Genomic DNA, 11,478 nt, shown 5'->3' with positions numbered 1-11,478 from the left:
CGCTCCATGCAAGTCACAGCTTACAGATGTTCTTGCCTGTGCCACAGACATCGCGGGTATCGAGGACGACCCTACCGTCGAGAACCGACAGGTCACTCTTAAGCTGTGCGTGGCCCACCATCACGATCACCATCTCTATGCCCTCCAAGAACTCTTCCATGGAGTGAACCTGGTTGGGGACGACATCATCCTCAACCCAGGGGTCATAGACTCTGCACGCTCCAACACAGAGGTGATGCTCCATGCTCTCGAGCATCTGCAACGTCGGGCTCTCGCGGACGTCATCGACATTTTCCTTGTAGGCGAGACCATAGATGCCAATTTTAGAAGCATCCACGATCCCCCTCTCTGCCGCGATCTCGCTAGCGCGCTGCAACACATAGTCTGGCATAGAGTCATTGGTCTCCCGCGCGTTGCGGATGAGACGTGCGAGGCCCGGATAGTCGCCCACGAGGAACCACGGATCCACGCTGATACAGTGTCCGCCCACGCCGGGTCCAGGCGAAAGGATGTTCACCCGGGGGTGCTTGTTCGCTATGCGAATGATCTCGCGAACGTCCATGCCATCCGAGCGGCAGATCTTGGCTAGCTCGTTTGCAAAGGCGATATTGATGTCGCGAAAGGTGTTCTCCACCACCTTGGTCATCTCTGCCGTACGGATGTCGGTAACAGCGATCTCGCCTTGGCAGAAAGACGCATAGAGTTTTCTAACACGTTCTCCAACAGTGGGATCGTCCGCTCCGATAGTGCGATTGTTATGAAGCAGCTCGTAGACCATGTTGCCCGGGATGATGCGCTCGGGCGCGTGCACCAGGTTGATGTCCTCACCGATGACGAACCCCTGCTCCTCCACGACAGGACGCACGAAGCGGTCGATGGTGCCCGGAGAGACGGTGGACTCGATAACCACCGTGGCACCTTTCGGACAGACCGCCATGATACTCCCCACCGCTGCGCACACATAGCATGGGTCGATCTTCTTAGAGTCCTTATCGTAGGGCGTTGGAACCGAGACGATGTACATGTCAGTTTCCTGATACTCCGTACTGAAGGCTACACCCGCTTTTACAGCAGAGGCGAATAGTGTGTCGAGGCCGTCTTCTTTGAAAGTTGTACGCCCGGAGTTAAGTGTCGCGATCAGGCCCTCGTCGTAGTCGGTCCCCACTACCTCCACGCCGTGCGCTGCGAACATAAGCGCCGTCGGCAAGCCGATGTATCCCAAACCAATGACATTAATCATGACTCTCAGAAACCTTCCTGCTTGCTCTTCTGCATCTGAAAACATAAGAAATAAATCGGGCATTGCCCACGACGTATCGCTTCCATAAGCGACGAGGTTCTTGAATGAAGCGGTATAGCCATTCGAGACCTACCCCCTGCATCCATCTAGGCGCACGATTCGTAACGCCAGCAACAACGTCAAAACTGCCGCCAACGCCCATGACGAAAGAGGCTCCCAACTGATTCAAGTGCCTATGAGTCCAGTACTCTTTCCGAGGAGACGAAAACGCAACAAACACGATGTCCGCCTTTGAAGCTGCAATGTCGGCAACAATCGAAGACTCGTCTTTCTCAGTGAAATATCCATTGCGGTATCCAACGATTTTTAAAGAAGGATACTCTCTCTCGAGAATATCTTTGACCTTGCGAACAACTTCTTCTTTCGCCCCGAAGAGGTAGACCTTGTAACCTTTTCCCGCAGATACCGCGATGAGCCTTTGAAACAGGTCTATGCCAGCCACCCGCTCGACCAAGGGAACACCAACCTGTTTCGCAGCCCAAACGATAGAGGCGCCGTCGGCGTTGATGAGGGGGCAAGTGTTCACGATCTCGGAAAGTGCGGGATCGTCGTTCATCAGGTTGATCTTCGAAGCGTTGATCACCACATGCTGTGTGGGCTGCCTCGAGGCGATAATCTTCTCGACTTCCAAAACCGTTTCTTCGAGCGTGAGCGCATTCACGTAGGTATTGAGGATCGGATATCTTTTGGGACTTACATACGCCATTTTCTAGCTTCAGCACGCCCCCTTGCCGTCGAACATCGTGATTACCGTCTTCGCGATCACCCGCAGGTCCGTCGCGAAGGAGCGCTCCTCGATGTAGGCGAGATCCATGGCGACCATGTCGTCGAACGTCGTGTCGCTGCGGCCCCTCACCTGCCAGTAGCCGGTGAGGCCGGGCTTGACGGAGAGGCGGCGCATGGCGCGCTCGTCGTACTGGGCGACCTCGGAGGGCAGCGGCGGGCGCGGGCCCACGCAGGAGAGCTGGCCTGCGAGGCAGTTGAGGAACTGGGGCAGCTCGTCGACGGAGTGCTTGCGGATGAAGCGGCCGATGCGCGTGACGCGCGGGTCGTCCTTGATCTTGAAGAGCGGGCCGTCGGCCTCGTTGAGGTCGGCCAGCTCCGCCAGGCGCTCGTCGGCGTCCTTGTGCATGGAGCGGAACTTGTACATGTCGAAGGTGCGCACCTGCCCGTCGCGCCCGATGCGGCCGACGCGCTTCTGGGAGTACAGGGGGTTGCCCGGGCTCTCGAGGCGGATGGCGACGCAGAGCACGATCGAAGGGACCAGGAGCACGGCGATAGCGCACAGCGAGAAGGCGATGTCGAAGGCGCGCTTGACGAAGCGGTAGGCGAGGCGGCGTTCGGCGCGGGCCGGCGCCTGGATCGGGCCCTCGGCCTCGCTCGTGAGCTCCGGCGCGAGAAAAGCGAGGTCGGAAGCCTCGAGTTCGCTCGACTTTACATAACCGCGCTTATCGAGTGATAGCGAAATGTGCGGGGTCACCATGACCCCGCACAACCGATAAGCCCAGAAAGCAACCTGTCCCAAAATCGGTACAGCATTGCCATCGGATGCAGCGCGACCAAGGAAGAGCTCGCCCGCCCCGCACCCGCCCGCGCTAGTCGGCCTCGACGATCTTGCGCGCCTCGTCGCGCGAGTGCACGCCCATCTTCTCGTACAGGTGGCGAATGTGCGTTTTGGCGGTGCTGTTCGAGATGCACAGATCCTCTTCGATGCGCGCGGTGCTCATCCCCTGCGACAGGAGCTCGAGCACCTCCTCCTCGCGATGGGTCAGGCCGTAGCGCCTCGCGACTCGGGCGCATCGCCACACCAGCTCCTCGTAGTGCGACATCGTCGCACCCGCCGCGCGCGATCCCGAGCCGTCCGCGCGCACGGGCTCGGTGCCGAACGTCTTCGAAACCAGCCGGTCGTTGAAGAAGAGCATCGACAAGGCGATGAGCGCGACCACGATGGCCGCGACGACCGCGCTCGCGTGCAGCGACCCGACCGGATTCGCCGCGGTGAACGCCTCGCCCAAGCACCATCCCAGCGTCGAAGCCGCCACCTGGGCCGTCTGCACGATGCTGAACATCCAGATGCCGTCGATGCGGTATTTGAAGCAGATCTCCGCCAGCGTGATGAGGATGAACAGCTCGAAACCGATGTTGCTCGCATTCGTGAGCAGCGTCGCCACCATGCTGCCGGCATGGAGCCATGCGAGCAGCAGCAAACCGCCCACCATGAGGGGCAAAGCGAGCCGATAGAGCAGGCTGGCCGAGTAGCGATCGAAGAAGAACCAGGTGGCGACGAGCGCCACGAGGGTGATCACGATAATGCCGAGCGGACCGTACAACGACGGCCCGTCGGTCAACGACAGCGAGAAGTAGAAGATGAGCTTGTACACCACCATGAGCGCGACCGGGAGAAACGGGAACGTCCAGGCGACCGGCGCCTCCTCATCCCCCGCCCCCGGCTCGCCGGAGCCGTCGAGCCCTTCTCCGGCGACGCTTCCAAGCAGAAGGCCCGACGCAACGGGGAACAAGGTGAGCAGCGCCAAGACGATCACCGGGTCGAGGACCATGAGGACGAAATAGACGCAGGCCACCAACAGGTAGGCGAGCGGGAACACGATGCGCGTCCGACGAGGCTCCAGCGCGCAGCAGCGCGCCAACCACAACACCAGCAAGACCGCTTCCGCAACCCCGTACATCGTCACGCCGAGATAGGAAAGCGCCTCTCCGGCCGGCAGCATTCCCGCACACGCCCCCAGAAGCCTGCCCGCCCCCGCGCACGCGCCGAGAAACGCGGGGACGAGGGAACCGCGCTCCCGCAGGCGCAAGCGCTCGGGACGCAGGGCGCAACATGCAAGCGCGACGATCGTGCATACGCGCGGGAGGTAGAACAGCACCGTCGCATCGGCCCGCGTCGGCGCGGCGAAGGAGAAGTCCGAGCACCAGGTGCATGAAAGGAGCAGCGCCATACCCAGAAAGGGAAACACGGCACGATAGGGCATCGTCGCCTTCGTGGTAGAGCCGCCTTCCATCCCCATCCCGCACCCCGCTCCCCAACGCGCGCGTCCCAATCGCCCGAGCGCATCATGCCTTTGGATGGGGATTATACCAAGTATCGCTTCGCTTGGAGCATCGCATTTTCGCGAAAAGCCTGATCAAAGGCAAGGGATGAGAAAATCAGCCCTGAGGACCCTTTCCGTCCTTCCGTTTGGACGATCCCCCTCGCCCATCCGCCGCCTAACCTGAACGAAGATACGGCACACCATCGAAGAGAGGGGATCATATGAACACGAGCAGGACGACCACGGACGCGGGAGGATTCTCGCGTCGCGACTTCTTCAAGGGAGGGGTTCTGGCAGCCGTCGCCATGGGAGGAGCGTCGCTTGCGGGCAGCCCTGCGGCGCAGGCGTTCGCCACGACGCCCAACAACGCATCCACCAGCGCCAATGCGAGCGCATACGCTCCCGGCATCGACAGCGACCCGTATTTCGCCGCACCCGCGCCCATCACCGACATTGCCGAGACGCAGGACGTCGACGTGCTCGTCATCGGCGCCGGAGCCGCCGGCGTGCCGTGCGCCTGCGCAGCCGCCCAGAACGGCGCGAAGGTCGCCGTGCTGCAGAAAAGCCCGCGCGTCTACTCCCACGGCATCATCTTCGCCGGGTTCAACGCACCCACCATCGTGGAAGAGCAGGGGACGTCGTACACCGACGACGAGATCAAGGCGCTCAAAGCGGAGTTCCTCGAGCTCAACGGGTTCGGCACCGACACCGCGCTGCTCAACAAGTTCTTCGACGAGTGCGGCGAGGCCATCGACTGGCAGATCAAGACCGGCAACGAACTGGGCCTTCAGCACACGTTCTTCGGACCGAAGGCCGACAAGGTGGCGTGGCCCATGCAGGCCACCGATCTCAACATGGCCTTCGCCAAGCACTTCGAGGACGCTTACGACGTGACGTTTCACTACAGCACGCCGGCCCTGCAGCTGGTCACGGACGAGTCCGGCGCGGTCACGGGCGCCATCGGGCAACGGAAAGACGGCAGCTTCGTGCAGATCAACGCCTCGAAGGGCACCGTCATCGCCACGGGAGGCTACGGCGGCAACGCGGAACTCGTCGCGCGCTGGCTCCCGTCGGCCGTCAGCTTCACGAACGGGTGCTTTCCCGAGGACAACACGGGCGACGGGGCCCTCATGGCCATCTGGGCCGGGGCCGACATCGCGCCGCTGCGCTCGAAGAAGATCGACATCCGCTACTACACCGATTCGCCGCTGCGCACCGACATCGAGAAGCAGCCGTTTTTGCTGGTCAACGATCAGGGTCATCGCGTCATGAAGGAAGACGCCAGCGAGATGGAATCCAACGGCGCGCTGTGCAAGGAGCCGAGCGAATCCGGCACGTACTACAACATCTTCGACGCGGACTACGGCGCGTGGCTCACGTCCATCGGCCAAGAGAAAGCCATCCTCTCCGACGACGACATCGCCGACTATCAGGACAAAGTGCGCCCGTGCCTCTATCGAGCGGACTCCCTCGCCGACCTCGCCAAAACCATCGGCGTCGACGCGGCCGCGCTGCAGGCGACGGTCGATCGCAACAACGAGCTGGCCGCGCAGGGGTACGACGCCGACTACTACAAGGAGCCGGAGAACCTTTACACGATCGGCACCGCCCCGTACTACGCGATGGTGCGCCAGTACACCATCGGCGGCACGTTGGGCGCGCTCAAAGTCAACGACGAGTGCCAGGTGATCGGCCGCAAAACCGGCGAGCCCATCGAAGGCCTGTACTGCGTGGGCAACGACATGGGCGGCCTGCAAACAGGACAGGACTACGTCTGGCACGACTACGGCATGACGCTGGGATCGGGCACCACGTTCGGCTACATGGTCGGCCGCGACCTCGCCCGCGCTGAAACGCTCTAGAGAAACGGAGAAACCCATGACCAGCTTGAACACCAAGACGGCGACCGTCGCCGCAAGCGCCCTCGCCTGCGCCCTTCTCGTCTGCGCGCTCGCGGGCTGCGCGCCCAAAACCACCGCCACCGCCTCGGCCGCCGCGGAGAACACCGCAAGCGCACCGGCCGCGCCGGCGACGAACACCACGTCGCTCATCGAAGGCGCGGCGAACGATGGAGACGTCGACACGTACTGCCTGAGCTGCCACCTCAGAACAGACCTTCCCGGCTGGAGCAAGGAGAACGTCGATGCCGCGATGGTCGAGAGCATGCTGCCCACGCTTTCCGACGACGACGTGCAAGCCCTTGCCGATTACTTCGCCGCCGTCGAACCGCCGGCGCAAAGCGCAGACCAGCACTAGGCCGCACCCCCTCCCAAACCGCGAGGGCGTCCGCAGCAGGCGCCCTCGCGGCCCTTCGTCCCTACTCCCCCGCGCGCTCTACCAGGTCGATCAGCTCTTGCTGAGAATGCACGTCGAGCTTGGCGTAGATGTGCTTGACGTGGCTCTTCACCGTGTTGCGCGACACCACGTAGCGGTCCATGACGAACTGGCCGTTGCGCCCGCGCGCCAGCATGGCGAAGATCTCCGTCTCGCGCTCGGTCAGCCCGCGCGCCTCCCCCAGCTCGGCGCACCGCTCCTCGATGCTGAGCTCCTGCGGCTCCGGCTCCCCGCCGACCGCAGCCGACGCCGTCCCGCCGCTCACGCCCACCACGCCGCGGATGGTGTCGCTGAAGCTGAACCTCCGGAAGCCCAGCCACAGAAACGCGACGAACGCGAACAGCACGGCCTCGGCGATGAGCATGGCCGCGTCGCTGTTCGTGCCCACGAGGTCGTTCGTCGTGTGGCCCGCGATAGCTCCCACGTCGGTGCCGACGGAACCCATGAAGCGCACGAGCGCGAACGTGGGCAGCAGGGCCAGCAGGTTCCGGCGGCCCACCGCCAGCACGACGAGCCACACGAGCATGTCGAAGCAGCGCGCGCCGATGCGCAGCAGCGCGTTCGCCGACGGCAGGTCGGTCAAAAACGTGAACGGCGCGATGACGAAACCGGCCACCACGAGCAGCATCGAGAACGAGAACAGCAGGTCCTCCTTGCTCTCGCTGCGCGACAACAGCATCCACAGCGCCACGCCCACCAGCACGAACGCCGAGATGCTCACGCTGATGGGCGCGTGCGACACCTCGTTGAGCGTGAGCCCGTAACCCGTCGCCACGCTGAACAGCCCCACGCAGAGGAACAGCGCATGGGCCGGTTGCAGGAACGACTCGGGGTTGGAAAGCTCCAGGCTCGCAGGGGGCGCGCCGTGCGCCACCTCGTCGAGCACCGGCGCGCTGCGGCGGTACAGCAGCACGATGACGAGCGCGTACGCGCCCACGACCTCGATGACCCCCACCTCGAACGGAACGATCGGGTGCGCCACGCGCGCCACCTCGCCCAGCGCCATGCCGCACACCACGCTCACGAGCACCGCCCTCGACGACCTCAGCGAGGAAAGCGCCGATGCCAGCAAAACGGACGCCCAGGACGAGGCCGCGTTGAAGAACAGGAACCCCGCCACCGTCAAAGGGCCGTCCGCGAGGCGCAGCGCGAACTCGAGCACGAACGCCGCCGTGATCGCGCAGCCGAGCGCCACCACCGTCAGCAGCCGGCGATCGAGCAGCGACGGCTTGCGCGTGGCCACGAGGAACACGGCCAGGAACAGGACGCCCGACGACAGCGTCGATATCTCGCGGGCGATGCCGTAGTACTCGGCCACGCGCGCGTACAGGCTGGCGTTCAGGACGCCCCCGGCGCATCCCATGACGCCCAGCGCGATCATGCACGCCGCCACGGTGACGCTCATGGCGCTCCCCAGCCCGCGAGCGCGCTCCACGATTGACTGCAAGGTTCCCTCCCCTCGTCGCTTGCTCCCATTGTAGGCGAAACCGCCGCCGAGCGCGTCGGTTATCCTCGCCAAGCCTGCCTTTCACCAGCCGATTCAAGGCGAATCACCCCCGCAGGGGGAGCGGTGCGCCACCTGCGAACCTGCCGGAAACGCCCCTGGCAGGGTGGTTTCAAGCGCCGCATAGCGCCGTAGGATGCACGGCGAGGGAAGCGGTTTCCCACCCGGAACCGCACGAACGCATCGCAACGCACAGGAGGATCATCATGGGAACGAACGACACGATCGGAACGACCGGAACGAACGCCGCGGGCATCTCGCGCCGCAGCTTTCTCGGCGGCGCCGCGGGCCTCGGCGCGCTGGCAGCGCTCGGCCTGAGCGGCTGCGCGCCCAAGGCCGCAGGCACCGCCGAAGCCGAGAACGCCTCGAGCGCCGCGGGCGCGACCGCAGGCGTCGCCGACAACAACGTTGTGGCCATGGACGACGGCAGCGCCGCCATCACGGTGGACTGGCTGGGCGCCGCGCCCGAGACGGGCGACATCGCTGAGACGAAGGACACCGACCTGCTCATCGTCGGCGCGGGCAACGGCGGCATGATCGCCGGCGCGTACGCGTCCGATCAGAAGATGGACTTCATCCTGTGCGAGAAGGGCACCGAGGTGGGCGCCACGCGCCACTGGTTCAACGCCGTCGACACCAAGCCCTTCACCGACCAGGGCTATCACACCGATCGCGCCCGCCTGCACGGCGAGTGGGCCCGCTACTCCAGCGGCACCTGCGACCACAACCTCATCAACATGTGGATGAACGAGAGCAACGACATGTTCGAGTACGTCGACCAGTACATGAGCGCGGCCGGCGCCGTGGTCATCGCCGACGAGTTCGAGATGCCGGGCGGCATGGGCGCCACCGAGTTCTACACCCCCTGCGGCGAGCACCACTACGCCAACGCCGAGGGCGGGCGCGACGGCGTGCCCGACCGCAACCAGCTGTTCGAGCAGGTCATGAACGACAACGGCTACGAGATCTCCTACAAGCACGAGCTGGTGAAGCTCGTCACCGACGACGCGGGCAAGGTGACCGGAGCCATCTTCAAGACCGACAACGGCAACGTGCAGATCAACGCCAAGAAGGGCGTGCTGCTCACCACGGGCGGCTACTCCGCGAACCCCGCCATGCTGTCCTCGCTGTCCCCCATCACCACCGCGTCGGTGACCGCGCTCGGCTACAACCAGAACAACACGGGCGACGGTATCAAGGCGGCGCTGTGGGCCGGCGCCGTGAAGGACATCACGAGCGCCACGATGATCTTCGACCGCGGCCTCGTAACCCCGGGCACCACCGCCGGCTACACCGAGGAGTCCGTCAAGGCCGGCAATCCCCAATGGCCGGGCAACGGGCAGTTCAACCCCGGCACCCAGCCCTTCCTCAAAGTCAACCTGCGCGGCGAGCGCTTCGCCCTCGAGTCCGCCGACTACGACTACCTGCCCCACGCCGCGGCCCAGCAGCCCGGCGGCGTGTACGTCAGCGTGTGGGACGGCAATTTCGGCGACGACGTGCAGCGCTTCCACACGCTGGGATGCTCGGCCATGACCCGTCAGGCCGTGCTCGGCGCCAAGAAGGAGGACGGCTCGTACGATCTGGACAAGTACTTCGAGAAGGAGCTCGCCGACGGCCGCCTGCAAAAGGCCGACACCCTCGAGGAGCTGGCCGACAAGTTGGGCTTCGACGCCGATGCGAAGAAGACCTTCCTCGCCACGTGCGAACGCTACAACGAGCTGTACGACGCGCAGGAGGACGCCGACTTCGGCAAGGAGCCCTACCGCTTGTCCGAGCTGCGCACCCCGCCGTTCTTCGGCGCCACGCTGGGCGGCACGCTGCTCACCACCATCGACGGCGTCCGCATCAATGCCGACTGCCAGGCACTCAACACCGACTTCGAGCCCATCGAGGGCCTGTACTGCGCCGGCGACTGCTCCGGCTCGCTGTTCAGCGGCAACTACCCCGACCAGATGCACGGCGTGGCCTGCGGCCGCACGATGACCGAGGCGCTCCACGTGGTGAAGCTGCTGGCCGCCCAGTAAGACGCGCGCATCCCCGATCGGCCGCGCGCACCCCCTCCCACGCGCGGCGCCCCAAAAGCGCCCCGGCTTCCTCCGGGGCGCGTCCTATTCAGGCGTGCGCCAGGCGCAGGGATCGGGCGAAGCCAGGCCGCGCACGCCCATGATGATCATCTCCACGCCGTTGGCGAACGACTCCTCCGAATACGCCGCGTCCACGATTTGCTGCCACACGGGAGCGTCGTCCACCGCGGCACCCGCTTCCTCGTCGGCCTGCCGACGCTGCGCCGCGGCGATCGCGCTGCCGTTGAAACCGGTGAGGAACGCATCGATCATCGCCCACGCCTTCGTGAGCACCGGTTCGGGCATCCCCTGGTCCAAATGGAGCGATACGATCTTCTCGGTGTGCGCCGCCAGGCCCTCGTACGCGATGCGCGGGTCGAGGTCGATGTCGTTCATGTGGGGGTGCGCGCAGTATTCCCGATGGATCGACGTCATGGTGCGGCGCAGCGTGTCGTCCCACCGCTCGCCCGGCACCGGGTCGGTGTCGAGCGTTTCCATGAAACGCGTGAGCACCGCCACGAGCACCTCCTCGCGCGAGGAGAAGTGCGCGTAGAACGCCATGGCCGACACGCCCAGCTCCGCGCCGAGCGCGCGCATCGTGAACGCACCCATGCCGTCGCGGTCGATCATGCGGTACGCCGCATCGACGATGCCGTCCCGCGTCAACCCGCTCTTGCGCCTTTTCCCGGTTCCCGCATCCACGTCGCGTCCCTCCTGCCAGCACCGCTTTTCGCCCAGCATAGCACGACTGCCGCCCGCCCCGCGCCCCCTCGAAGCCATCGTCCGCGAAAAACCAGGAGGGCCGAAGCGCATCGGCTTCGGCCCTCCTCCTCAAGCGCGCCCCACCTTACGCCTGGGGATCATGCGGCCAATCGTGGCAGTGCAGGCACTGGTTGTCGGTGACTTCCTTGTCGCGCGCGTGGCAGTTCACACACGAGCTGTAGCCGCCGTGGATGGAATCGTGCGGATTGCTCTGGCCGTACGACGAGGTGGTTTCGGCCAGCGCCTCGTACGAGCCGCCGTGGCAGCTCAGGCACTGCTCGTCGGACACGTAGGCGCCGGTGCCGTCGCCCGCGGCAGCCTGCGCCGTCTTCGCCGAGGAACCCTCGGCATCGGCGCCGGAGTCGGCCGCCTGGGGCGCGCACGCCGCCAGCCCCAGGGCCAGGGCCAGGACGAGCACGACCGTCGACAGCACGCCGAGCGTGGATCGTTTGACGTTCAACATGG

At 64.8% G+C, this 11,478-nt stretch carries 10 protein-coding genes; 3 read left to right on the top strand and 7 right to left on the bottom strand.

All coding sequences use genetic code 11. From position 1 onward, the window contains the following. Nucleotides 1-13: 13 nt before the first annotated feature. The 4 genes from H8S61_RS16225 to H8S61_RS16210 all read right to left on the bottom strand — a co-directional run bounded on the left by H8S61_RS16225 (nt 14) and on the right by H8S61_RS16210 (nt 4,290). Nucleotides 14-1,240 (bottom strand): nucleotide sugar dehydrogenase, encoded by a 1,227-nt coding sequence (locus H8S61_RS16225; RefSeq protein WP_186939715.1) that lies wholly within the window; start codon nt 1,238-1,240, stop codon nt 14-16. Continuing rightward, complete coding sequence (locus H8S61_RS16220) at nt 1,233-2,006, bottom strand: WecB/TagA/CpsF family glycosyltransferase (RefSeq protein ID WP_186939714.1); 774 nt, start codon at nt 2,004-2,006, stop codon at nt 1,233-1,235. The genes H8S61_RS16225 and H8S61_RS16220 overlap by 8 nt, the downstream gene beginning before the upstream one ends. A 9-nt stretch (nt 2,007-2,015) precedes the next feature. Then, a complete protein-coding gene (locus tag H8S61_RS16215) occupies nt 2,016-2,780 on the bottom strand; it encodes a sugar transferase (protein WP_366458628.1) in 765 nt (254 codons plus the stop codon). Nucleotides 2,781-2,895: 115 nt separating this feature from the next. Further along, on the bottom strand, nt 2,896-4,290 hold the full coding sequence (locus H8S61_RS16210) for a response regulator transcription factor (protein WP_186939712.1): 1,395 nt from the start codon (nt 4,288-4,290) through the stop codon (nt 2,896-2,898). 281 nt (nt 4,291-4,571) lie between these two features. Between H8S61_RS16210 and H8S61_RS16205 the strand changes: the two genes are divergently transcribed. Beyond that, nucleotides 4,572-6,212 carry an FAD-binding protein gene (locus tag H8S61_RS16205; protein ID WP_186939711.1) on the top strand — a complete coding sequence of 547 codons (1,641 nt, stop codon included), beginning with the start codon at nt 4,572-4,574 and terminating at the stop codon, nt 6,210-6,212. 16 nt (nt 6,213-6,228) lie between these two features. Continuing rightward, nucleotides 6,229-6,606 (top strand): c-type cytochrome, encoded by a 378-nt coding sequence (locus H8S61_RS16200; protein WP_186939710.1) that lies wholly within the window; start codon nt 6,229-6,231, stop codon nt 6,604-6,606. A 61-nt stretch (nt 6,607-6,667) separates the two neighbouring features. Here the strand turns inward: H8S61_RS16200 and H8S61_RS16195 are convergent, their stop codons facing one another. After that, nucleotides 6,668-8,131 (bottom strand): helix-turn-helix transcriptional regulator, encoded by a 1,464-nt coding sequence (locus H8S61_RS16195; RefSeq protein ID WP_255466671.1) that lies wholly within the window; start codon nt 8,129-8,131, stop codon nt 6,668-6,670. A gap of 281 nt (nt 8,132-8,412) precedes the next feature. Here H8S61_RS16195 and H8S61_RS16190 point away from each other — a divergent pair, with 281 nt between their 5' ends. After that, nucleotides 8,413-10,212 (top strand): FAD-binding protein, encoded by a 1,800-nt coding sequence (locus tag H8S61_RS16190; RefSeq protein WP_186939759.1) that lies wholly within the window; start codon nt 8,413-8,415, stop codon nt 10,210-10,212. A gap of 84 nt (nt 10,213-10,296) precedes the next feature. On the opposite strand, the gene H8S61_RS16185 is transcribed toward H8S61_RS16190, so the two are convergent. Then, nucleotides 10,297-10,953: a TetR/AcrR family transcriptional regulator gene (locus H8S61_RS16185; protein WP_186939709.1), complete on the bottom strand. Its 657-nt coding sequence runs from the start codon at nt 10,951-10,953 to the stop codon at nt 10,297-10,299. 145 nt (nt 10,954-11,098) lie between these two features. After that, nucleotides 11,099-11,476 (bottom strand): cytochrome c3 family protein, encoded by a 378-nt coding sequence (locus tag H8S61_RS16180; RefSeq protein WP_186939708.1) that lies wholly within the window; start codon nt 11,474-11,476, stop codon nt 11,099-11,101. Nucleotides 11,477-11,478 lie beyond the last annotated feature (2 nt).

This window comes from Eggerthella hominis (genome assembly GCF_014287365.1).
Lineage (GTDB): Bacteria > Actinomycetota > Coriobacteriia > Coriobacteriales > Eggerthellaceae > Eggerthella > Eggerthella guodeyinii.
Note: the sequence above shows the minus strand (reverse complement) of the source record. Positions and strands in the feature narration are given on the sequence as shown.

Excerpts from the sequence above, each read along its gene's own strand:
- H8S61_RS16210 (WP_186939712.1), bottom strand. The coding sequence starts at position 4,290 with ATGCCCTATCGTGCCGTGTTTCCCTTTCTGGGTATGGCGCTGCTCCTT.
- H8S61_RS16180 (WP_186939708.1), bottom strand. The coding sequence starts at position 11,476 with ATGTTGAACGTCAAACGATCCACGCTCGGCGTGCTGTCGACGGTCGTG.
- H8S61_RS16200 (WP_186939710.1), top strand. The coding sequence starts at position 6,229 with ATGACCAGCTTGAACACCAAGACGGCGACCGTCGCCGCAAGCGCCCTC.
- H8S61_RS16225 (WP_186939715.1), bottom strand. The coding sequence starts at position 1,240 with ATGATTAATGTCATTGGTTTGGGATACATCGGCTTGCCGACGGCGCTT.
- H8S61_RS16220 (WP_186939714.1), bottom strand. The coding sequence starts at position 2,006 with ATGGCGTATGTAAGTCCCAAAAGATATCCGATCCTCAATACCTACGTG.
- H8S61_RS16205 (WP_186939711.1), top strand. The coding sequence starts at position 4,572 with ATGAACACGAGCAGGACGACCACGGACGCGGGAGGATTCTCGCGTCGC.